General features: G+C 50.4%; 23 protein-coding genes. 9 read left to right on the top strand and 14 right to left on the bottom strand.

The window, feature by feature from the left end:
- Positions 1 to 153 precede the first annotated feature (153 nt).
- The gene (locus AC286M_RS05315; RefSeq protein WP_488203388.1) at positions 154 to 1,554 is read right to left on the bottom strand and encodes an ABC transporter substrate-binding protein; all 1,401 of its coding nucleotides are present in this window, start codon (positions 1,552 to 1,554) and stop codon (positions 154 to 156) included.
- A 368-nt stretch (positions 1,555 to 1,922) separates the two neighbouring features.
- Here AC286M_RS05315 and AC286M_RS05310 point away from each other — a divergent pair, with 368 nt between their 5' ends.
- On the top strand, positions 1,923 to 2,102 hold the full coding sequence (locus tag AC286M_RS05310; protein ID WP_488203387.1) for a hypothetical protein: 180 nt from the start codon (positions 1,923 to 1,925) through the stop codon (positions 2,100 to 2,102).
- A 13-nt stretch (positions 2,103 to 2,115) separates the two neighbouring features.
- On the opposite strand, the gene AC286M_RS05305 is transcribed toward AC286M_RS05310, so the two are convergent.
- Positions 2,116 to 2,409 carry a hypothetical protein gene (locus tag AC286M_RS05305; RefSeq protein ID WP_488203386.1) on the bottom strand — a complete coding sequence of 98 codons (294 nt, stop codon included), beginning with the start codon at positions 2,407 to 2,409 and terminating at the stop codon, positions 2,116 to 2,118.
- Here AC286M_RS05305 and AC286M_RS05300 point away from each other — a divergent pair.
- Together AC286M_RS05300 and AC286M_RS05295 are read left to right on the top strand one after the other, a co-directional pair.
- A complete protein-coding gene (locus AC286M_RS05300) occupies positions 2,399 to 2,713 on the top strand; it encodes a DUF2281 domain-containing protein (protein WP_488203385.1) in 315 nt (104 codons plus the stop codon). The genes AC286M_RS05305 and AC286M_RS05300 overlap by 11 nt on opposite strands.
- On the top strand, positions 2,714 to 2,824 hold the full coding sequence (locus AC286M_RS05295; protein ID WP_488203610.1) for a type II toxin-antitoxin system PemK/MazF family toxin: 111 nt from the start codon (positions 2,714 to 2,716) through the stop codon (positions 2,822 to 2,824).
- A 334-nt stretch (positions 2,825 to 3,158) separates the two neighbouring features.
- On the opposite strand, the gene AC286M_RS05290 is transcribed toward AC286M_RS05295, so the two are convergent.
- From AC286M_RS05290 to AC286M_RS05280, 3 genes are all read right to left on the bottom strand, one after another.
- Entirely contained in the window at positions 3,159 to 5,690 is a 2,532-nt protein-coding gene (locus tag AC286M_RS05290; RefSeq protein WP_488203384.1) for a glutathione S-transferase N-terminal domain-containing protein, read from the bottom strand.
- Between the two features lie 45 nt (positions 5,691 to 5,735).
- Positions 5,736 to 6,227: a hypothetical protein gene (locus AC286M_RS05285; protein WP_488203383.1), complete on the bottom strand. Its 492-nt coding sequence runs from the start codon at positions 6,225 to 6,227 to the stop codon at positions 5,736 to 5,738.
- 82 nt (positions 6,228 to 6,309) lie between these two features.
- The gene (locus tag AC286M_RS05280; protein WP_488203382.1) at positions 6,310 to 8,037 is read right to left on the bottom strand and encodes an S-layer homology domain-containing protein; all 1,728 of its coding nucleotides are present in this window, start codon (positions 8,035 to 8,037) and stop codon (positions 6,310 to 6,312) included.
- Between the two features lie 461 nt (positions 8,038 to 8,498).
- Between AC286M_RS05280 and AC286M_RS05275 the strand changes: the two genes are divergently transcribed.
- Positions 8,499 to 9,101, top strand: a complete 603-nt coding sequence (locus AC286M_RS05275; protein WP_488203381.1) for a Uma2 family endonuclease — start codon at positions 8,499 to 8,501, stop codon at positions 9,099 to 9,101.
- A 119-nt stretch (positions 9,102 to 9,220) separates the two neighbouring features.
- Positions 9,221 to 9,502, top strand: a complete 282-nt coding sequence (locus tag AC286M_RS05270; protein WP_488203380.1) for a hypothetical protein — start codon at positions 9,221 to 9,223, stop codon at positions 9,500 to 9,502.
- A gap of 12 nt (positions 9,503 to 9,514) precedes the next feature.
- Here the strand turns inward: AC286M_RS05270 and AC286M_RS05265 are convergent, their stop codons facing one another.
- Positions 9,515 to 10,171, bottom strand: a complete 657-nt coding sequence (locus AC286M_RS05265; protein WP_488203379.1) for a response regulator — start codon at positions 10,169 to 10,171, stop codon at positions 9,515 to 9,517.
- A gap of 143 nt (positions 10,172 to 10,314) precedes the next feature.
- On the opposite strand from AC286M_RS05265, the gene AC286M_RS05260 reads away from it, so the two are divergent.
- On the top strand, positions 10,315 to 10,494 hold the full coding sequence (locus AC286M_RS05260) for a hypothetical protein (RefSeq protein WP_488203378.1): 180 nt from the start codon (positions 10,315 to 10,317) through the stop codon (positions 10,492 to 10,494).
- Positions 10,495 to 10,509: 15 nt separating this feature from the next.
- Here AC286M_RS05260 and AC286M_RS05255 read toward each other — a convergent pair whose 3' ends face one another.
- From AC286M_RS05255 to AC286M_RS05245, 3 genes are all read right to left on the bottom strand, one after another.
- Complete coding sequence (locus AC286M_RS05255) at positions 10,510 to 12,222, bottom strand: amidase family protein (protein WP_488203377.1); 1,713 nt, start codon at positions 12,220 to 12,222, stop codon at positions 10,510 to 10,512.
- Positions 12,223 to 12,779: 557 nt separating this feature from the next.
- Positions 12,780 to 12,953, bottom strand: a complete 174-nt coding sequence (locus tag AC286M_RS05250) for a type I restriction enzyme subunit R domain-containing protein (protein WP_488203376.1) — start codon at positions 12,951 to 12,953, stop codon at positions 12,780 to 12,782.
- A gap of 19 nt (positions 12,954 to 12,972) precedes the next feature.
- Positions 12,973 to 13,110 (bottom strand): hypothetical protein, encoded by a 138-nt coding sequence (locus AC286M_RS05245; RefSeq protein WP_488203375.1) that lies wholly within the window; start codon positions 13,108 to 13,110, stop codon positions 12,973 to 12,975.
- 102 nt (positions 13,111 to 13,212) lie between these two features.
- On the opposite strand from AC286M_RS05245, the gene AC286M_RS05240 reads away from it, so the two are divergent.
- Entirely contained in the window at positions 13,213 to 13,350 is a 138-nt protein-coding gene (locus AC286M_RS05240) for a hypothetical protein (RefSeq protein ID WP_488203374.1), read from the top strand.
- Positions 13,351 to 13,445: 95 nt separating this feature from the next.
- A complete protein-coding gene (locus AC286M_RS05235; protein ID WP_488203373.1) occupies positions 13,446 to 13,793 on the top strand; it encodes a hypothetical protein in 348 nt (115 codons plus the stop codon).
- Positions 13,794 to 13,997: 204 nt separating this feature from the next.
- On the opposite strand, the gene AC286M_RS05230 is transcribed toward AC286M_RS05235, so the two are convergent.
- The 5 genes from AC286M_RS05230 to acsF all read right to left on the bottom strand — a co-directional run bounded on the left by AC286M_RS05230 (position 13,998) and on the right by acsF (position 20,141).
- Positions 13,998 to 15,485 (bottom strand): chlorophyll a/b binding light-harvesting protein, encoded by a 1,488-nt coding sequence (locus AC286M_RS05230; RefSeq protein WP_488203372.1) that lies wholly within the window; start codon positions 15,483 to 15,485, stop codon positions 13,998 to 14,000.
- Between the two features lie 79 nt (positions 15,486 to 15,564).
- Positions 15,565 to 16,050 (bottom strand): allophycocyanin subunit beta, encoded by a 486-nt coding sequence (locus tag AC286M_RS05225; RefSeq protein ID WP_488203371.1) that lies wholly within the window; start codon positions 16,048 to 16,050, stop codon positions 15,565 to 15,567.
- A gap of 87 nt (positions 16,051 to 16,137) precedes the next feature.
- Positions 16,138 to 16,611, bottom strand: a complete 474-nt coding sequence (gene apcD / locus AC286M_RS05220) for an allophycocyanin subunit alpha-B (RefSeq protein WP_488203370.1) — start codon at positions 16,609 to 16,611, stop codon at positions 16,138 to 16,140.
- 605 nt (positions 16,612 to 17,216) lie between these two features.
- Positions 17,217 to 18,301 (bottom strand): ISKra4 family transposase gene (locus AC286M_RS05215; RefSeq protein ID WP_488203071.1). Its coding sequence is split into 2 segments (ribosomal slippage): positions 17,217 to 18,115 and positions 18,115 to 18,301, totalling 1,086 coding nucleotides; the frame shifts between segments, so codons are not numbered across the junction.
- Positions 18,302 to 19,070: 769 nt separating this feature from the next.
- The gene (acsF, locus tag AC286M_RS05210) at positions 19,071 to 20,141 is read right to left on the bottom strand and encodes a magnesium-protoporphyrin IX monomethyl ester (oxidative) cyclase (RefSeq protein WP_488203369.1); all 1,071 of its coding nucleotides are present in this window, start codon (positions 20,139 to 20,141) and stop codon (positions 19,071 to 19,073) included.
- A gap of 357 nt (positions 20,142 to 20,498) precedes the next feature.
- Between acsF and AC286M_RS05205 the strand changes: the two genes are divergently transcribed.
- Positions 20,499 to 21,257 carry a biliverdin-producing heme oxygenase gene (locus tag AC286M_RS05205; protein WP_488203368.1) on the top strand — a complete coding sequence of 253 codons (759 nt, stop codon included), beginning with the start codon at positions 20,499 to 20,501 and terminating at the stop codon, positions 21,255 to 21,257.
- Positions 21,258 to 21,389 lie beyond the last annotated feature (132 nt).

Raw genomic sequence — 21,389 nt, 5'->3', positions numbered from 1 at the left:
AATCTTCTACTTCAGCTATTAAATAGAGAGAGTGCAGCACCCGTCGCTTGATAGGTGTTTTTTATTATTCAGCCATAAAGTTGCGATCGCAACTTTATGGCTGAAGCGAATAGCTCCGGATTCTCTACTATTGTCAGCAGATTTGATGGCGCATTAATCCACAGGAACAAAGTCATAGCCAGTACCCGAGCGATTGCCCGGTACAACCTCCACTAGCTGAAACGGTTGATTGCGATCGCCAGTTCTTGGCAGAAATCGCACTGGACTCGTTGCCCCTTCAACCTGAAAATCAGATGCCGCCAATGCTGCTGCCACCCCTTCACGAGTTGGCTCAGCCTCAATGCCTGCAGCTAAAGCCACCGCTGCATCGTAGGCCATAGCTGTGCGCCAGTTCACATCCGCGCCCCACAACTGCCGCGATTCTTGGACGAACTCGCTCTGCTCATGGCTGAGAATATCCCACGGTGCGGCCACTGTCAGACCCAATGCATTTGCACCAGCCAGGCTCAAAAGCTGGTTCTTATACAGCGAATCGCTCCCTAGCATCGGTAAAGAGGTTTGATCTGAGGCTAAGATTTGCAAGAGTGGATCAGACGGATCGAGGCTCAAGGCCAGCATGATGACCCCAGCGCCTTGTTCACGAGCAGTTTGCATGGCATTTGCGGCTCGAAAATTTGCATCTTGAATATCAAACACCTCAACAATTTGGCCACCGCCGCTGACGAACTCAGTCTCAAACTCGGCTTTGAGAGACGTGCTGTAGTTGCTATCAGTGTTGTAAAAAATAGCTGCCTGCGATGTTTCTAAGATGTCCAGGGTATAGTCAGCCAACAGAGATGCCGCAAGGCGATCGCTCGGTACAGTTCGAAAGATGTAGTCTCCCGCCTGTGAAATGTCAACCGATGTACTGGTCGGCGAAATCAGCGTCAGTCCCTCAGCCTCATAAATCTCAGCCACCTCCAAGGTTGTACCGCTGGAAAAATGACCAATGACACCAAGAACATCAGTATTCGCTGCGAGACTGGCCACTAACGTTTTTGCCATGTCGGGATCGTCCTGATCATCCACGATGAGGATTCGTAAAGGTATCCCATTAATCCCGCCATCAGTATTAATTTCCGTTTGCGCTTGGGCGACACCGCGCATGAGTTCTTGGGATGTCCCTCGCTTGGTGTCATCGTCATCCCCTGGCACAATAAGCGCAACAGCATGGGAGGGAGCATTACCAATCTTGGCATTGTTTAGATAAATCAACGCTTCTGGATCGTTACGATTTTCTGTCAATGCAGCTGTTAATGCTTGCTCGGCAGCTGCAAAATCGGCTTTTGCGAGAGCATCTAGCCCATTTTGCTTACTTGTGGATACGGCCCCTTTCAGAACAGGCTCTCCTGAACTGCCGTCTGCTCCTTTGATATCAAAACTCACAGGTGACGTACTGTCAGCACGGTCTAGACTCAGAATCGTATCCTTAAACAAGAAAAAGCCACCACCTAGAAGCCCAAGTGTGACAAGCAAAGATACTACAAGAATAGACAGATCGTTCTGTTTGGTCATAGGGGTTCTTTGAGCTTTGAACGATGAGACGATTGAGTTGTCTAAGTTAGCATGACATCAGTGTGAGCGGGTGATGCTGTAGTAGTATTCCACCATAAGGTTCAGATTTGAGGCGCTCCGCCATCTGATGGGCTAATCGACTGACAAAGCTGCTGCCAGTTTTCCTAGAATACCTGTCAGATAAAGACTAGAGCGACTCAAAAGCAGTCAGGATGGAAGCCAGAGTTTTAGGATTAGATCCCACTCAAAATCATCAGAATGCTGTAAAAAAACTCCTAACTCAAACATACCCCAACCAATCAAAGTCGCGTAGAGCCTACAGTGAAGTGCATGGTACAAACCGATTGTGCTGCTGGGAGCGGTTCGAGATGATTCACGACTCAGATTTTTCCGTTACTACACTAAACCGATTGGAACAGAACTGCGATCGCACTCAACAAACCGCGATCGCGCTTTTTGCTTCGGGGATGCGATCTCATCTGATGTCTAACGTACTCTACGAGATCTGCGATCGCGTGGCTGGCATCCCCATAATGCAATCGCACTGATGTCTAACGTACTCTACGAGATCTGCGATCGCACTCTGGTCTTAGGGTTGGGGTTTCTCTCTGAGATCGCGTTCTCCGATAAAACCAGTGCGATCGCAGAGAGGAACTGAAAGTTGCGATTGACATCGTCCATCAGATGGCTCAAATTAAAGAAGAAAAGCACCTGCAAAAGACGCACACCCAAATCCATCTCCGAAACCGACACATACGCCACCCAAGGCCATCTCTTCAGCCACAACACCGCCACCCAAGTCGAACTGTTTTGAGCTAGACATATCTCCGTCGCAATTCCCGCAATGCCAAGCACAGCCCATCTCGAACAAGCCCTTCTCAACCACCTGCGTCATCTCCCTCCCGAAAAGCAGCAGGAGGTTCTTGACTTTGCAGAATTTCTACGACAGAAAGTTTTGTCAAATCCGGCACCACCCACCAAACCATCTCTGCAACAGTTGGCTAGCCTGCCCCTATCTCAACGGCACCAGGTTCTAGAACCCTTCATCGCCGAAACCGCTGAAGACTTTAAAACTGACCCTGAGCTGACTGAGTTTTCGGCCCTAGATAGCGAAAATTGGAATGTTCCTGATGACGACCCTAGTCGTGGTGAAATCTAGCTGGTAAACCTTGATCCCACCCAAGGCCAAGAAATCCAAAAGACACGACCAGTCGTCGTCATCAGCACCGATCTTTTTGCACCTATTCCCCTCCGCTTCTTTAAGCTGTGAATAACCCCAATCAAGCCCCGTTAGACCTCATAAAACCCTGATCTAACCGAAGAGGAACTGAAAACTGCGATCTCAGAGAGAAGCTAAAAATCTGCGATCGCGTTAGTCAAGATTCGTGTAGGAGGCGAACTGCGATAACGAGGCGGGATAAGGAAGCAGAAATTGATGCGGTACCGAGCATTGCCTCATCGACTCTCGCTACGACTAGCGTACCCACTCAATCAGGTGCTACACGCGATCTCACAAGAATACCCCGATATTCCCAACTGACAAGAAGCAACCTATATCAATTAGGAGCTGATTAGTAACAAATTATGTGCCCACCTCAGTCCGGCTACAGGTTACAAAAGGCAGCTCTCGCTGGGGTATCGGACATCCTTGGGTGCTGGTCATGCCGGGAGGCTTCGCCAACGCACTCTCTCCTAAATATCTGACCAGACTGCACCTGGTCACCTATCTGCCAGCTCTGAGAATCGGGTGTAAGACGAGAATAAAGAACCCCAGAGCTCCCCGTGTCCATGATCTTTTGATTAGGAATTGGATCTTTAATAGAAATTGTGGACACCGATGCGGATAGCTTGTGTCTAACGGCCTGCAACAGCTTGAGACGAAGAGGATTCTCCAAATCAGGCAAGGCATAACGGCGAGCACGTTTTTGATTGCGACGACCAGGACGACTGATCGCAACCACCTCTAGTCCTAAGCGCTTCACCAGTTTGTTGGCAATTTGACAGGGGGTCTGATCGGGGTTGATCGTGAGATTTAACCAGTAGCGCACCTCAGGGATGAATCGAAGGGCCACCTGCTTGATGGCAATTGCCCGTTTGTCGTGATTGGTCCACGGCTTGCCATCGAGCAGGTTGAGTACACCCAGTTTGGCAATGATGGCAGCTTTGACATAGCGTCTGGGCAGCTGGTGCGGAGCCCGAATCGAGCTGGCAAGAATGGTCTCCATGATTTTGCGATCGCAGTTCTTGACCACCTCTAGATTCTCAGCCTGAGCCTGGAGCAAAACACCCCAACGCAGTGCCCCATAGTTGTTACACAACACCTCGTAGCACTCATCCGCATCATTGAAGTCAATGCCCGGAAATTCTGCACGGCACAGCACTTTATACGCAACCAGGCGAACCTCCCGGCTACTCTCCATGCCGTTTAGAGTGCGGTGCGCCCAGTCTGGAGTATGACCCGCTTGCGGCTCAGCCTCAGCAATTTCAACCGCTTCCTCGAACCAAATTTGCTTTTGCGTAGCATGCCACAGTTGGGCAGTCGCCTTGTGAGCCGAGACGGTCGCGGCAGTCACACAGTGGCCCGCACCGTCTAGACGATCGATTAAGGCAGCCTGAGCACTCGGTGAGAGAATCAGCACCTCCGGCTGATTGATCTGGAGCCAGTGATCTGGGTCTTTGAAAAACAGATTGAAGGTCTCTCCTTCGTTCGTTTCTGAATCGATGCGAGTGGTACGGATACCTTGACCCTGCAAAATGCGGTCGAGCCGCTTCGCTTCTCGTTGGGAGCTGGTCACCACCAACAAGCGACTCCCTTGCTCAATCCGATGTAGCAGACGCTGCCGAAAGCCAGAGGCTTGGCCAGAAAAGACGTGACAGTCCCATGAGATGTCGTATTTACGGTGTTGGAAACAGCGCACAGCTAGGGATTCACTAATTGTCTGCCAGAACTGCACGGCGCGATTGGGAAGACCATCTTCACTGAGGACAATCGCACCTCCCGAGGCGATCGCGTGCTTGGCAACACGGACAATCTGTTCCAGGATGGCTCCATAGCGGCTATTGAAGGTATCTCCCTGACAGATATGCTCGGTCACTTGATTGCCTTCATCGACGATCAAGACAACGGGCTTTGACCAGAACCACTCTGGCAGCTTGCCAATGGAGTCAGGGCACAATACGAGGCCAGGGCGATGGCGAGCGGCGTTCCAAAAGTCGCGCTGACGTTGGCCGGTGGCTCCCTGATCATGGATATGGAGAATGCCCCAGTCTTGGGCGGTTTGCTGCCCCAGTGCGTTCAGTGGTGAGAGCACTAGGACGTGTTTGTCTTCCGTCAGGGCAGTGTGTACCCAATCGCGCCCGATACGGTAGGTTTTCCCAGTATTCATGGTGGCGTCTACGACATGAATGACGCCTGGTGTGAGTTCAGGTAACGGTGGCAGATAGGGGCCTTCGGTACGTCGTTCAATCGGAAACGTGAGCGCATTGTGTCGGTGGATGGCATTGAGCGCAGCCGCAATCTGTCCGCTGCGTTTATATTGTTTGAGCGTGGGAGCCGCATTCAAGAGTTCATGGAGTCGCTCTGCCCCGGTCAATTGGCGAGCACGGTCTGGAATAGGACAGGCGATCGGATCTTGGTAGTTCAGATCTTGGTAGTGTTGATGCGATCGCACTAAGGGGCTAAATCCTTTAGTTACCTCAGAAGGCTGCTCTGACGTTTCAAGATTGAAGGTGTCCCCATGCTTTTCAGTTAGGAGTCCCATGAGGTTGATGGACAGGAGGCTCACCGTCAGCATGATGTCGGCCCAGGTGAACTCATCGCCAACGATGTAGGAATGGTCTGCGAGAGTGTGATCGCAGTAGCCGACTGCAATGTCGAGTTCGTCGCTGAGACTAATGGTAATGGTCGGGGACTTGCCCTTAAACCTGCGAATGGCATTGATGTAGGGATTCAAGGTGCCTTCGGGAAAGTGCATCCACTGAAGGTAGGGGCCTCGCAGCGGCGAATCCATGGCGGGGGCAAGACGACCCGAACCATAGCGTTCGATAAGGTACTGGGTGATCGCCCCTGATTCACACAGCACCACATCGCCATCCACCAACGTCGGAAACCATCCGAATGGCGGGACATTTTTCACGACGCTAGCGGTAGGCGTTCTAGCCAGTAGCAGCCTGCTCAAAACTTAGGTTTCAGGATTTGGTGCATCTTCTGGATTGGCACCACTAGCGGCCAGAGTCATGAGGGGCTGTAGCCGGATATAGATGTAAAGGGTCATCCCAATAGCAAACAAATTTGCAAGCAGGGACTGAAGGCTATACAGCGGTGGCCAATAGGTCATCACCGAATAAGTAACCGCAGTCAGCACGAAATAGATCAGGTACGGCCGAATCGATAGGGATGTCGCCAAGCAAGTCAACCGCTCTAGAAAATTCTGATTGTCACCTCGGCGATTGGCCCGAAAGCTCGCCGCAATTCCCCAAATTTGAATGCCCCACGGCACGAGCTGAATCAGTCCATATACATTTGGCCGGGCCAGCGCACTCAGAATGCTGGCTTCACCAAAAATAGCGGCAACGGCAATCAACACCCAAACAAAGTTAAGCTTTTCGCGTTCGCTCAGGGTATCGTCTCGTAGGGCGATCGCAACTCGTTGAGGAGGTTGAAAAATAGTCAAAGCTAAACTCCGATAACTCTAAACTGATGCTATAAAACTGCGATCGCAGATGCCAACATATGGGGTTCATGCCCAGAGATTTCTACTTATCCTGGGCAAAAACTTGAACGTCATTTTGAGTTGCGATCGCCAAGTATTGCCCTGTTGGATCAAATTGGGCCTGCTCAACATACAGATCAAACTCGGTCGCGGTCGCGGTTGCAATATCAATCAGCCGTGTCCCCACCACATCGCTGCGGACAAAGTAGTATTGCCCGTTCGGGCTGAGGCGACCAAGGCGATCCTGGCGATCGATGCTGGGCAATTTAGTAATGCGTTCTACGCGGTCGCCTGCACGCACATTCCAGGTATCGAGCTCGATGTCATAGAGGTTTTGCGACAGCACCCGCAGAATATCCGGGGCGGTAAATACCATGTCCATAAACGTAAAGTTGCTGGCCGAAGGGCGGAGGGTGCGCTCAACATTGCCCGTTGCGACTGACCAGACGGTGATGACCTGGCCAGCTGCTGGTCCCGGTTCGGGTCCGGCTGCTGGCGACACAAAGCCCACACCAGCCAGCCAGTCACCGCTGGGGCTAAAGACAAACTGGCCATACTCCGCCCCCACTGAGTTTTCTAAAAGTCGGGTCACCTCTCCCGTGGACGCATCGTGGAGCTGGAGCTGTGTATCAGTAGGGCGATCGGCGGGGCCAAAGCTTAAACTCACCTGGCTTAGCACTCGGTCATCACCGGGTTGAAACCCGACTTGCATAAGCGGCACGCCGATAAACCCGGCTTCATCCCGAAACTGGCCTTGGGCAGTGCCGAGGGGCTGCTGCCAGAGCTGTTGTCCTACTTCAACCTGCCAAGACTGTAGCGTTAGCGCATTATCTGGCAGGCTTTGTGCGATCGCGGCAATCTGAGTGCCACCGTGGCTGATGGCGATCGCCTCAAAGCGATTGCTGCCGTCAGTTACGATTTCGCTCAACAGTTCTCCCGTTTGCCCGTTCCAAATTTGAATCATGTCGCCGCCGGGGCTGAGGGTCGCGATGCGATTGCCGTTGCGGCTTACACTAACCTGTTGGGCGCGGGTCGATAGCGTCGCGATCGGAGTTGTCGACCAGCGATCAGCCTGCTCATCTCCGACAGCTACCACATAGAGGGTATCGGCTAGGGGTTGCACTCGTCCCTCTTGCACCAATGCCTGATAGACAAAAGCCGCCACATCCGCCCGTGAAGCCCCACGGTTAGGCTGGAGCTGGGTCAGGGTCGGGTAGTTGACGACGATTTTAGCCTGGGTAGCGGCGGCAATGCTAGGGCGGGCATAGTCAGGAATGGTCGCCGCATCGGTGTAGTAGGTCAGGACGTTGGTGGTGTCGCTGCTGTAGTCCAACCCGTTCGCTAGGGAGACTAACGCCTGCACTCGGGGAATTGTCTGCTCGGGACGAAATTCGTTGTTAGGGTAGCCAGAGAGAAAACCGGCAGCACGCGCGGTATTGATCGCTGAGTATCCCCAGTAGGCAGCCGGGACATCGATAAATCCGCCAGTTGCGCCAAAAGATTCTGTCACCGGAAACGCCTGACCTAAAATTGCGGCAAACTCAGCTCGCGTCACGGTGGCATCGGGACGAAACGTGCCATCCGGGTAGCCGCTCAGGATGCCCCGATCGCTGAGGGCGCTGATATAGTCAGTAGCCCAATAGTCAGCCGGGACATCGCTAAATGCCTCGGCCAGGGCAGCAGTGGGATTTGTCAGGACGGTGGTTGTGCCGATGCCTAGCCCCATCAGAGCACGAAAGGCAACATGAGTCCAAACGGGAAATTCTTTCATGGCGAATCAATAGCGATGAACAGTAGTCGATATGGTCGAGTGCTCAAGTGCGCGACCTCTGAAACAGCATGACGATTTAGAGCCGCGATGGGTTCGTTAATCGCATTTTCCGTCAAGCTTGAGCCGCTCAACTCTTCGAAGATATGCGATCGCACTTTAGCTTCCCTACCTACACATGGGTCATCGTCTGGAGGATCTTGACCTCATCCAGTTGGGTAAACCCGATCGCAGGATGCCAAGATTTCCACGCTGTTCTAAGCTAGAAACAGTCGCTCAACCGCAGTCATTTCTCCCCTGGGAGAGCGGGTCGATGGCTAATGGTAGTGCCGAATGTAACGTAAAGTGCAAGGGGCAGATAGCGTTTTGGTTTCTGTTTTTTGCGTCAACAGCCTTGATAGAGACTAGGATCAGTGGTGTCGATCAACGTTAAATCTTTGCGGTCGGACAATTAGAGGTGATCCATGACGACGCTGCTGATTCAGACGGAGAACATGCCCCTGACGGTAAACCTGCCGATGCCGATTGAGATGACCACCGCAGAATTCTATGAATTTTGTCAGGCCAACCGTGATCTTCGTATTGAACGCAGCGCCAGCGGAGAAGTCATCATCATGCCACCGACTTTCTCAGACACAGGCAACCGAAACGTCAAAATTGCCCAACAGCTGGCTAATTGGGCCGATCAAGATGGCACAGGAGAAGTCTTTGATTCCAGCTCAGGCTTTACCCTGCCCAATGGGGCGACTCGTTCTCCCGATGCAGCCTGGATTCGGCTCGAACGCTGGAATGCTCTGACAGAGGTCGAACAGGCATCCTTTGCACCCATCTGCCCGGATTTTGTCGTTGAGCTAAAGTCATCCAGCGATGCCTTGGGTAAGCTGAAGGCCAAAATGTTGGAATATCTGGACAATGGGGCAATGCTGGGATTTTTGATCGATCGCAAACAGCGCCAGGTTTATGTCTATCGCCCCAATCAACAACCCAAGATTTTGGAGAATCCTGACGCCGTGAGTGGCGACCCAGAACTGCCAGGATTTCAGCTGCAAATGGCGAGAATTTGGTAGGCAAAATCGTCTCACCCAATTGGGCAAACCCGATCGCAGGATGCTGAGATTGCACGTTCACCGTAGACTCGAAACAGTCGTTTAACCGCAGTCATTGTTGCCCGCACTGGAGTAAACCGATGGCATCTGATTCCTCTCAACCGTCTGAATTAACAGAAAAGTCATGGGCAATCACCGCCCGTCATTTCTTGATCGGCGTATTCCTTAGCGGCGTGCCTATCCTGGCGTATCTGTGGCTGGCGGTGGATATGACCTACGGCAGCTGGGCTGCAGCGGGGACGGGAAGATTGGTAGGCGCGATCGCAGTCCCGCTTTTGTGTGGGCTGCTATCTGCCACTTTTGGTCAGTGTGTGATTCGGGTGCTTTCCCAAATGATTGAGTCGGTCAACTTGCCGTTTTAAGGCATCAAAAACTTAATCGACCAAACCGCGACGGACGGCGGCAACGGCGGCTTGAACGCGATCGCTCACCACTAGCTTGTTCATAATCCCCTTTACATAGGTCTTAACCGTATTGGGGCTGAGGTAGAGCTTTTGGCCAATGGCGGTGTTGCTTAAGCCTTCCACAATCAGCTGCAGAACTTCGAGTTCGCGATCGCTCAATAGCCCCTCATTTCCCTTCACTTGGGGGCGAGCGGGCGTCAAATTTTGCATCACCTTTTGGGCAATTTGTGGGTCTAGATACGCTGCGCCAGATGCCGCCACCCGAATTGCATTCGCCAGTGCCTCTACATCGGTACCCTTGATGCAGTAGGCATCTGCTCCGCTGGAAAGGGCGGCGATAATCTCCGTTTCATCCGTGTGGGAAGTCAGCATCACCACCCGCGTCGCTGGCAGTTGGGCTTTGATGGTTTGGGTTGCTTCGATGCCGTCCATCCCCGGCATCCCCACATCCATTAGCACAATGTTTGGGTTGAGGCAGTTCGCTTGCTCCACCCCCTGGTGACCGTCGATGGCCTCACCCACAATCGTAAAATCCGCTTGCTGACCGAGGGCTGTCGTTAACCCCAACCGCATCATCGGGTCGTCATCCACAACCAACAGCGTCAGCGTTGCAGCCGTCGCACTCATCACCACCTATCAGAAACTGGTTCTCATTATACTCTCGCTGGTTTACCCATCTAGGCGATCCAACGGCAGGATGCATATCTGGTTTATTTGCGACAGGATCAGAAGACATTGACCGCTCTTTCTAGGAGTTGCGATCGCTGATCATGTCATTCATTGCTCCATCAATCCATCAACTGCGACAACAGCTCAGCCAATTTTTCTCGGTGCCGTCGCCTTCTAAGGAATATCAGCAGTGGCGCGAACAGTTTATTCGCGATCGCAACTTCAGAATGGCTAGAGAAACCAGAACTTCTCTAGCCATTCGTTTAAGTTTCAGATATTGAAGAGAAACTTATTAACTAATACTCCCCAGAGACTAACGTTTTGCTGGGTTGGCGACGCTTGATGAGTTTGCTGCCAATCAAGACAGTTCCAACTCCAATCAGCGCACCAACGCTAGCAGGTTCGGGGACTTTGGTGTACTCAATCGTCTCACCCGGTAGAGCAGGAAAGAGAGCAGGAGGTTTACGAGCTTTGGTCGCTTGTTCGAACGAGTACGCAAAACCCAGAAGGTCAGGCTCAGACCAGGCGGAACCAAAGAATGATAAAGCGACAGGCATTCCGTCAGATGTGAATCCAGCAGGAACCTGCACATCTGGAAAACCAGATAGGTTAGCGATATTGGTTGCAGAAGACCCTGAGTCACACACATACGAGGGATCTGTTAGGCCGGGAAGAGGCCCAGAAGGACAGCCAGACGTTGGATAAATTAGCGCATCCAGACCATTTGCACTAAACAAATCTAAAACGGAATTCCGAATTAAATCTCTGCCGTTGGTCAAAGCATCAATGTAGTCAGGATCGGTTAACGGAACACTGGCCTGTTCGTTTTTGAAGAGATCCAAGCGCCCAGGGTAAGTTTCAAAAAATGGATCTTGCTCGGCGAGTTCAATAATTTCAGCTAAATCTTTGGGATATTCATCACCAATGGTGGCCAAATAATCCGGGATCTGCGCCTTGAACTCAGGCCAGCGAATGCGGGTATAGATGGTGTCTTTTTCTTCAATAACTTGCTCTGGAAAAAATAAAGAGTCAACAATCGTTGCTCCTAAACTTTCCATAGTTGCAATGGCCTCTTCCATCAACAGATCGACTTCTGGATTGCGTCCAAAGAAATCTCTGGCAACTCCAATCGTCGCACCGTTCAAAGCATCCGCGTCGAGAAACTGCGTGTAGTCGTCAAACACTTTCCCTTCGCTTTCGAGAGTTGCAGGGTCAGATGGATCAATGCCTGCCATGTAGCTCAGGGCTAGCGCCGCATCTTTTACGGTTCGAGTTAGAGGCCCCCCGGTATCAAACGAGAGCGCCAGGGGAATGATTCCATCACGACTTGTGAGGCCCAGTGTGGGCTTAATTCCAACTAGACCATTGGCAGCCGCTGGCCCCCGAATCGAGCCGCCTGTATCTGATCCAGTTCCAATTACCCCAAAGTTAGCTGCGATCGCAGCACCTGTTCCACCGCTAGATCCGGCTGGACTGCGATCCAAATTGTAAGGATTGCTTGTCAAGCCAACAAGAGAACCTCCTGGAACCCCCGAAGCAAATTCCGACATGTTGGCTTTGGCTAATATAATTGCGCCCGCATCACGCAACTTTTTAACTGTGAAAGCATCATCTGGAGGAATCGAACCTGCTAATACAGATGATCCTGCCGTGGTTGGCATATCAAAAGTATCGTAATTATCTTTAAGAATGACTGGAATACCATGCAGCGGGCTTCTGGGGCCAAACGTTTGTCGCTCAAGATCGAGTGCTTTGGCTATCGATAATGCATCCGAATTCACCGCGATAATTGAATTTAGAGAATCGTCATATTCTTCAATCCGGTTCAGGTAGAGTTGAGTCAAACTTTCTGCTGTTAATGCACCTGCATCAAACGCTTCATTGATGCTATCAATTGTTGCTTCTTCTAACTTGAATGTAGCGGCTAATACGTTTTCCGCTGTAAAAAAGATGGACAAAGTAGCCGTTGCAACGGATGCAACAGCCGTGGGAACAAATGCTGTTCTCATAGGGGCTTAGTTAGGTAGATGAACACGTCGAATCGGCACGGCTGACTGCACCCAGCAAGATATAACCCTCTTTTGTCAATCTTGATACCTAAGGAATAGCATCGCTATTTATCTTGAGTCCTATTATTTAACCGAGGAGTGCCCAACAAGTTGCCGTCGCCAACACTCTCCTCCAGACTGACTAAAGAGAGATAAACAGCCGTCAGTAATAGCACTTAGAATAAGTTGTTTTCAAATTAGAAAGTGTCACTCATATAACAGTTAACCTGAAACAATCACGGGTTTGAATTATTACAGTCAATCCACAAGATTGAATTTGCACTCGGTTTTGCTGTTTTGACGATAATCACGTTTCCAAATGCAGAAACCCTCCCCAGGTGGAGGAGGGCTGGAATCGAAGGAAAGCAATCTGATTCCAAACTTTGATGGCTGAGAGTAAACCCCCAAGCGAGAGCACTTGAGGAATAGTCGGCAGTAGAGCGATCAGCGTGAGCAGGGAAGAGATTAGCTGTCTAGATTTTCATCCCGAGACTCTTCAAAGCGATCCGTTAGCTGATTTAGGGTTTCAATCCGTTCATCATCAAAGCGATCCAATTGAGCTTGCCAGGGAAGATGCGGTTCAGGCGCGACAGAGTTTGGGCGCAGTCTACGCCATGCAGTTTCTTGTCCACATACATGGCACAGAGTTTGGGCTGATCAAAGCCAGTTTGGTACTTGTTGGCCACAATCATGATGTTGTAGCCATCGGTATCATAAGGCTTTTGCTAAGTCGCGCTCGTTGAGATCCGGATTTAATACGCTGCTGGTTTCGCTGACTTCTTCGGGAATCACGTCATCCGGCGGTACTTTGCCGGAAAACGCGACCAGGGAATGACTTTCAGTGTTCATCAACTAGAGGTAACTGTCAGGGGCTTTAATTTTACTTTTCTCTGCCAGATTGCCCAATCAGCGTCATGATGAGCCAGGGAGAACGATATTTTTGACCAAATCTTGCAGTCGGTAACTTACGTTCAAATTGTGCAAAAGAAAACTGCGATCGCAATCAGCGAAGATGGAACCTTCTTATCGGGAGTAATTATCGAGAATGAAACAGGTCTTACCCAAAAAGCTGCAAACCACTGGGATTAAGTTGCGATCGCGTATACACCTGGCGAATGCTTTCAACTCATACAAGGCGCTTAAAGTTTCTATAAATACATGAGTCACTATGGAGATGGAGTTGAATGGCGACTCTAACCATCGAAATTCCTGATGAATTAATGGAGCGGCTGGCTCCAATGGCCGATCAGCTACCAGAACTACTGCGGCGCTGCTTACATCCACCCGTTCTTTCCTCACAGGTCTATCGCTATGTTGTAGATTTCCTCGCTAGCCAACCAACCCTGGAGCAAATTGCTGGATTTCGACCCCCTTCGGAAATGCAGAATCGATTGCAATATCTCCTAGCTCGCAGCTTAGACGAGACCATCACTCCCGAAGAATCTCAGGAACTGGATGAATATGAGCGGATTGAACATCTCATCGTTCTGCTCAAAACTGGTAACTTGCCTTATCTCTTGGCGGCGGAATAGCCCCCCTTTATCTCCCCAGATTTAGGAGATAAAGGGGGCCAATGCGGCATTGTGTTCTTACAGAGAGATGGATAAGCTGTAGCCTAGAACGGGAGAGAGGCTGCTATCTGGCCACCCTTTTCCTAAGCTAAAAAAAGAGGTAGAGGGTGGATCAACATGCTCCCTGTCTGCTTTCACAATTACCTCAGAATCACCCTATTCCTGTTACCCATTAACTTCAACTTCAGCCTCTGTTTTTGTTTCCGTCCCCTTGTCATGACCAACGGAATCGTAATTGTATTTGGGTTCGTAGAATACAGTCTCCATAGGCTGAGAATAGGCTAAGGTTTTTTCAAGGTTCTTAGGCAGTTCATACAGCCACTTCGAATACTGATTACTGTAGCCAAACATGGCTTCGGCCTCAGCCCGTTTCGAATTTTGATAAAACGTATCCTTGTGAGTATGGTAAGTGGTCTGGTAGAGCGTATTTTCGACCCCATTAACATCAGTTAAATCGGACTTCTCAATGCCCTGGGAGGGTCGATATAAATAGTCTTCAAAGGGTTGCTCTCGCTTCAGTACAGGCTTGATTTCTGCCTGGGGTCTTTCGTACTGTAACGACAGTAAAGGTTGGAGCTGCGAGACTCCAGAAAACTGATAAACCAGGGTTGGATGATCACTGGCTATGTTCAAATTCTGTCGCCACTTGTCCAGTACCTTATTGAAGTCAAAGCCCATCGCTCTCTGGAAGTGCCACAGTCCACCCTGGAGGAAGAAAAAGGCCAGATAGAAGTGAGCATTAGCTAACCAAACCCGAGAGGTGTAACCGTTCGCCATGGTCGGCTGTGCCTCAAAGTATCGGGGTAGAAACGCCGATTTAAGCTCTAGGGTAGGACCATAAAATTCCTCTGGATAGGACAGAGTATCAAATCCACAGTAATAGGAAGCAGCAAATCCGGCGATAGCAATGCCAAATAGGGAATAGGACAAAATGCCATCTCCCGAAAACAGGAAGACCCGCTTCACCCAATTGAAGGGGGGAACCAAAATATGCCAGGCCCCTCCAGCAATCAACAGCACCGCGACATAAATGTGCCCCCCGACCAAATCTTCTAGGTTGTTGACATCAAATAAATGAGTTCTGTAATCCCAGATAGTGGCGGGGTCAAGAGTCGGCGAGGTGACTAACCGAACCTCGCCCAGATTTGAATCGTACAACCCGCCAAAAAACTGAGCTTTAGCAACTAACAGCAGAGCCCCCAATCCCAGAATGATTAGATGGTGCCCCAAAATGACGCCCAGCTTGCCAGCATCTTGCCACTCAAAGTGAAACTTAGCAGCGTTGCCAGAAGCTAAAGATAAACTCTGGGGCAATCGAGTCCGGTGGAAATAGGCTCCTGCTGCTAAAACCCCAGCTGCTACGATGTGAATCGCACCGATCGCAAACCAGATAGAAGTGTCCACAACGGCTCCTCCAGCGCCAATTCCCCATCCTTCAGTGGCCAGATGCGGCAGCAAAATTAAACCCTGGGTATACAAGGGCTCATCAGGAGAATAAACAGCTAATTCGAATAAAGTAAAAGCTCCGGCCCACAACATAATCAGGGCCGCCTGAGCAACATGGGCAACAATGAACGTATTGGATAAGTCTATAAATCGGGCATTCCCCGACCACCAGGGATATTGCTCCTGGGTTTGATTAGAAGCGTACATAGCATTCGGTTAACGGCAACAGCAAAGTTAAACATGGGCCCGCCCCAAGAGGCAGGCCATTTAAGCCGAGGGTTAGTGCCTAGCTCAGACCATTAATGATGTGATCAAGATAAATATCCATCTCCTGACCCGCTTCAGTTCCCACCCGCTGGGTGACAACTTCCTTCATAGCCTGGATTGCCTGAATCGTAGGCTCAATAGGCACCCCAAGGGCTGAGTAGGTATCTTTTAGGCCATTCAACACTCGCTCTTCGATAATGGAGGCATCGGCGGCCAGCATAGCGTAGGTCGCATAACGCAAAAAGTAGGTTAAATCGCGTAGACAAGCCGCGTAGCGTCGAGTAGGGTACATGTTGCCACCCGGTAGGGTGATATCCCCGTATAGCAGGCTTTTTTCAACCGTTGCACTAATGATGCTGGCAGCACTTGACCCAATTTGAGTTGCTGCTTTTACCCGTTGAGTACCAGATTGGAAATATTGCTTCAGCCGGTTTAACTCTTCAGCTTCAAGGTAAACGCCTTTTTCATCGGCAGGATTAATGACAGCTGTAATGGTGTCTTGCATGGTTTGTTCTAGAATCAATCTTCAGTTAAGGACAAAAAATAAAATGCCGTTCCGGTTAAATCCCTGGAGACGCGAAACAAGGAATTCCTAGAAAGCGCGAATCAATTGATCAAAGTAGGGAGCAGCTAAGGCCCCTTCTTCAGGGCTTAGAATCCCCATGGCAACTTCTTTTAGACAGCGCATGGCGACTTTCAAATTGGCTAGAGGGACCCCTAGTGAAACATACATTTCGCGCATGCCGTCTAAGCCAATATCTTCGAGAGGCTTAGAATTTCCTGCTAAAACGCAATAGCTCACTAACCGGATGTACCAACCCTGATCTCGTTGGCAAAGAGCCGTCTTCTGGGCATTACCCTTATTGCTAGGGGTGTTAGAGCACTGAGCCCAGAATTTCTGGCTGCCTTCATCAACGATTTTCTGCTGATTATCGGCTAGTTTTTGAGCTGCACTGATGCGTATGTTTCCTTTGGTAAAAAAGTCTTGGAGCTGTGTCAGCTCAGCGCTACTCAGGAACCGATCGGCCCGATCTGACTGAGCAATGGCTTTAGCTACGATACTCATTGATGAAACCTCTTTTGAATAAACTCACAAAATTAGGACAAAGCTCAATTTGACGTAATCGTCTTGTTAGGCGTTTTAGAAAGAATCGAATTAGCCCATGGGAGGAAATCTAGTGAAGTAAATCCAGAAAGATTGGCCCACTTAACTCCCCCATAGGTCAACGATTGGTCTCAAAACAACAAGAAATTCTCCACAACGAATCAAATGCCTTGTTAAGTCAATCAAAGCTATTGAAAACGTCGCAAACATTGATTATTGCCTTTCGAAACCAATGCATTTTTAGCATGGCCCAATTCCTACATCGCTAGACACGATGATGAACAAATATTCCAGCCAGGCTTACACTAAAAAGATAGAATTCAATAGTCACTTAACGAAAGATGTTTTCACAAACAAAATACATAAGTTAAAGATTGTTTACTTCTGGAAGATCATTTTCGCTCATCCAACAATTAGCGGCTCATGTTCAAAGAACGCGCAAACGTTCTTAAAGCCAGTTGATTTAGGTATGAATTTTTATAGGGTCTGAACATGAACCTCGGTACTAATGGGTCATTTGGCATGGATACGCCCACTTTTTAATAGGGACTGTCAAGGGGAGCACGTCATCCGCTGGCGAGAGAATAAAGGTTGAGCTGGTTGTTCAGGTAAGCGCAGCGGAGCGCCAGAATTTGAGGAACATTCTGAGGGTTCCACTGCGCACCTGCGACCTGCACTCTGGCATCAATCTGCTTGATGAGTGATTCGACCGGGCCTGAGCCAATCGGCATCCCCTCTTGCTGGTAGTACCTGTAGTTGACAATCCGAGCGCGATGTCGCTCCAGATACCTCCCAAATCGTTGAGACTGCTGAGAGTTGAGCCCCGCAAACAGGGCACTGGCCTCATCGACCTGACCGTGCCACAGAAGGTGTCTGGCCTGGTTGAGCCGTTGAAGGGAACCGCCCACTTTATACAGGTTCTCCATCAGGTGATACCAGTCCAAGACCTCCTGGCGAGTGAGCCTCTCCATCTGTTGGTAGAGCGACCAAATGCCGCTGTGTCCGTCTCCTAAGCAGAACACAACACTGGCCCAGCAAAGGCTCCTGAGCCAGGCCAACAGCGCATCATTGTCGTCAAACCAGGCCATACCCACACCGTCACCGTCCAGCCGCACCGCCTTGTACTGCTTCCACTCGCTGGGCTCTCCGCTCGGAGTCACTAGGCGAACCATCCCGCCATCGAGAGCCATCTCCTTGACTGTCTCCTCTGGAGCCGATGACTCAATCGGATTGCGCCCTACGATGCGCTCGACACTCTTGGCGCTCACGGTGACCCCGGTGAGCAGTTCAACATCCCGACTCGCCTGCACGAAGGACACCGTTGCTCCCATCTGCAGACAACACAGCTCGACCAGGGGGCTGAACTGGACTCTGGGCTTGACTCCAAGCCGCTTGGCCTGCTGTCGGCCAACCTGCAATATGCCAAGGATGCTGGTTAGCTTTCGGGTTTCTCCTTCATCTTTGCCGACGCTTGTGTCGATAAAAAAAGACCTAAGTTGGGTGACACATGACGGTGCACTTGCTCACGGACCGTTTGCTCGATTTCGCCTAAGCTCGTCATCCTCATCCCCTGTTCCTTGGCGTCGTCATAGAGGATCTGTGCTAAAGCGTTGACGTGATGCTGCATTTGGTCGCGCTGGTCTGGAGTCATGTCAGGATCCGATAAGGGCACTCACTCCATTATATTTTCATCTCCTCAGCGGATGACGTGCTCCCCTGTCAAGACAGAAGGGAATCCTCTGACGCCTTGCTATGATCCGTCGCCAAAAAAATCCCCTCCGTGATCTAACGAATTACGGAGTTGGCTCAACAACCACCGGATCTAGATGGCGTTTCCCAGTGGTCATTGTCAGCCCTGAAACGACGCTTAAGATCCCATGAAGATAACGACGGCTCATGCGACTCAGTTGGGCGCTTGCCGTGTCGTCAACACCGCATCAATGAGTTCCAAGGTTGCATCATGCGCCTGTCCTAAATACTCATCGGCGCGCTGGCGGAATCCGTACAGGCTATCGTAGGGCATAGTAGTTGCTGAGGTGAGTTGGTATTGTCTCAGCTTCTGCTATAACGCGGTTCGTGCCTAGCACGACCGCGATTTTCTTTAGCTTTTTAGTCTAAACTCCAGCTCTTAGCCTTGTGTCCGAAATTCGGGGGCACTTCATGCACCTACTGCCAAAGCTGGCTTTCGACTAGCTCATCATCTGCTTTAAGCATGAAAAAGCATATGCTAACCGAATGTTGTCAGCATATGCCCTCTCCTATTTATCACAAAAATTTAGGAGTAAATCTCGCGGGGCGCTCAAATTCCTATCCCCGCCGCAAGCGGACGGGGCATTACGGAATTTGCCCTTCGGGACGCACTCCCGCGCTACCACTAACGTGGCAAGCCACGGGGAATTAGACCCACAGAGATTAAACGGTTAGCGCACTGTACCTCGCAATGCTTCTGCATCAATAGGTTTTAGCAGGTAAATTCGCAGTAGATGACCTGCGATCGCACCAATCAACGGCAGCTTACGCAATGTTTTTAACCACTTAGGTTGAGATGAGGCATTGATCTCAGAAATGCGTAAATTGATATCCGAACAGCGGTGCAGGCGATCGAAGAATTCGGGATGCTCGGTGTTAAGCACAGAGGGAAATGCCCGTGCGGCAGTGTCATTAGTTTGGCGAATCACTTCTTCGTCAAATTTGGTCGGGTCAAGGCCCAGTGTGCGGTAGAAATCGCTCCGCTCATGCACCGTCAGCGTGTGAGTAGCAAACACGGTCAGTAAGAAGAAGCGACTCCACAAGCGAGAGCGCCAGGTTTTCCAAAGCTGAGGTTGCGATCGCAACAATGCCTTAAAAATATCACCGTGGCGGTTCTCGTCTTGGCACCAGCTCTCAAAGTAGCGGAACAGCGGGTAGAACTGATTTTCGGGGTGCTGTTCGAGATGGCGATAAATAATGATGTAGCGCCAGTAGCCAATTTTCTCGGACAGGTAAACCGTGTAGAGCACCCATTCAATAGGGAAGAAGGTGTAGACCCGATTCTTAGTCAGATAGGCCAAATCCATCGTGCAGCCAAAGTCGGCCATTGCCTTATTCAGGAATCCGGCGTGCCGCGCTTCATCCCGCGCCATCAGGTGAAACATTTCCGATAGGATGGGGCTGCGGGTTTTCAGCTTGCGCGAGAGTTCTTTAAAGAGCAGGAAACCGGAGAATTCCGACACACAGGAGCGCTCTAGGTAATCAATAAACGCTTTCCGCGCTTCTCCGGTGATGTGATCCCAGGATTGGTTAAACGACTCGTCGCGGACAAAGTGATAGCGGTTATAGTCAGCCCGCATTTCATCCAGCATGGCCTGTAGCTCAACCTCTTGGCTGGATAGGTCTAAGGTTGCCGTCTTATCAAAGTCGGTTGTGTAGAACCGGGGCGTGAGGATGTTCTCCCGGATGGCCGTTGTCTTGGTAGCTGTCGTGTCGAGAGTGGGCTGAGACAGATTGACCATAGATTCAAATCCGCTAAGTAAACTTAATAACTATTTGGTTATAGTACAGCCTGTCTCTACTCTCGACTAGTGCTTAAGCTGTAAAGATAGATAAAGTTTTTTGACGGCATTTTCAGCTAACTAAACCTATGGGTCAGGTATTCTATCGGACTTCTTCTGAGATCTAAATCGGCTGAAAATTAGTAACAAAAGTGATTGTGGCGATTTCTAGATGGTCAAGATAGTTATCCTGCGGGATGGGACTTAGGGAGATTCAGTGTGATTTGGTGCGATTTGCGATCGCAAAATATTGACTTTAATCACTCAATGGTTATAAAGTTTGCGATGAAGAGATGCCAAGCAACTAGAGGTACTCGCATGACTTGTGATTTAGCCCAGCGCCTACGAGAAGGAACGCAACAGTCTCATACCGCTGCCGAGAATACCGCTTATATGAAATGTTTCCTGAAGGGCATTGTCGAACGAGAGCCGTTTCGGAAGCTGTTAGCCAATCTATACATGGTCTACAACGCGCTGGAAACTGAAATGCGCCGCCATCAGGATCACCCCGCCGTTGGCCCAATGTATTTCCCAGAGCTGAATCGCACCGCCAACCTAGAGCGGGATTTAGTCTTTTACTATGGTGAAAACTGGGAAGAGCAGATTGAACCCTTACCGGCTGGTGAGGTCTATGTAAAACGGATTCACGAAATTGCTAACACCGATCCGGCATTGCTGATTGCCCACGCTTACACTCGCTACATGGGCGATCTGTCGGGTGGGCAGGCACTAAAACGCATCATTCGTTCAGCGCTGAATCTACCGGAAGGTCAGGGTACGGGGCTGCACGATTTTGAGGAGTTGCCAACCGTCGAAGCACAGCGCGCTTTCAAAGGTGTCTATCGCGATGCGATGAATTCGCTGCCAATTGATGATGCCACTATTCAGCGAATTGTCGATGAAGCGAACTATGCATTCACGCTAAATCGAGATGTGGTGCATGATCTGGAAGACGACGTGAGAGCGGCAATCGGCGAACATGTTTTCGATCTGCTAACCCGTCAAAATATCCCCGGTGCAACAGAGCGACCTGCCGCAGGTTCCCATCCAGCTCCTGTTCCCGAATACACGGCTTAGGTTGTCATCGGGTGGGCATCGCTCACCATATACAGCTTGGAAACCCAACACCTCTTCGCATCTGTTGGGTTTCGCTTTGCTCAACCCAACCTACAAGCTGGTTGACTGGCACAAGTTTTTAGCCCTCACCCT

The sequence above is a fragment of the Thainema salinarum CENA647 genome, assembly GCF_057732415.1.
Note: the sequence above shows the minus strand (reverse complement) of the source record. Positions and strands in the feature narration are given on the sequence as shown.

Bases quoted from the DNA above. Each gene is read 5' to 3' on its own strand.
- AC286M_RS05230 (WP_488203372.1), bottom strand. From the start codon at position 15,485: ATGTACGCTTCTAATCAAACCCAGGAGCAATATCCCTGGTGGTCGGGG.
- AC286M_RS05275 (WP_488203381.1), top strand. From the start codon at position 8,499: ATGACGACGCTGCTGATTCAGACGGAGAACATGCCCCTGACGGTAAAC.
- AC286M_RS05270 (WP_488203380.1), top strand. From the start codon at position 9,221: ATGGCATCTGATTCCTCTCAACCGTCTGAATTAACAGAAAAGTCATGG.
- AC286M_RS05300 (WP_488203385.1), top strand. From the start codon at position 2,399: ATGCCAAGCACAGCCCATCTCGAACAAGCCCTTCTCAACCACCTGCGT.
- AC286M_RS05245 (WP_488203375.1), bottom strand. From the start codon at position 13,110: ATGAACACTGAAAGTCATTCCCTGGTCGCGTTTTCCGGCAAAGTACCG.
- AC286M_RS05310 (WP_488203387.1), top strand. From the start codon at position 1,923: ATGATTCACGACTCAGATTTTTCCGTTACTACACTAAACCGATTGGAA.
- AC286M_RS05250 (WP_488203376.1), bottom strand. From the start codon at position 12,953: ATGATTGTGGCCAACAAGTACCAAACTGGCTTTGATCAGCCCAAACTC.
- AC286M_RS05235 (WP_488203373.1), top strand. From the start codon at position 13,446: ATGGCGACTCTAACCATCGAAATTCCTGATGAATTAATGGAGCGGCTG.
- AC286M_RS05280 (WP_488203382.1), bottom strand. From the start codon at position 8,037: ATGAAAGAATTTCCCGTTTGGACTCATGTTGCCTTTCGTGCTCTGATG.
- AC286M_RS05205 (WP_488203368.1), top strand. From the start codon at position 20,499: ATGACTTGTGATTTAGCCCAGCGCCTACGAGAAGGAACGCAACAGTCT.
- acsF (WP_488203369.1), bottom strand. From the start codon at position 20,141: ATGGTCAATCTGTCTCAGCCCACTCTCGACACGACAGCTACCAAGACA.
- AC286M_RS05265 (WP_488203379.1), bottom strand. From the start codon at position 10,171: ATGAGTGCGACGGCTGCAACGCTGACGCTGTTGGTTGTGGATGACGAC.
- AC286M_RS05315 (WP_488203388.1), bottom strand. From the start codon at position 1,554: ATGACCAAACAGAACGATCTGTCTATTCTTGTAGTATCTTTGCTTGTC.
- AC286M_RS05260 (WP_488203378.1), top strand. From the start codon at position 10,315: ATGTCATTCATTGCTCCATCAATCCATCAACTGCGACAACAGCTCAGC.
- AC286M_RS05225 (WP_488203371.1), bottom strand. From the start codon at position 16,050: ATGCAAGACACCATTACAGCTGTCATTAATCCTGCCGATGAAAAAGGC.
- AC286M_RS05255 (WP_488203377.1), bottom strand. From the start codon at position 12,222: ATGAGAACAGCATTTGTTCCCACGGCTGTTGCATCCGTTGCAACGGCT.
- apcD (WP_488203370.1), bottom strand. From the start codon at position 16,611: ATGAGTATCGTAGCTAAAGCCATTGCTCAGTCAGATCGGGCCGATCGG.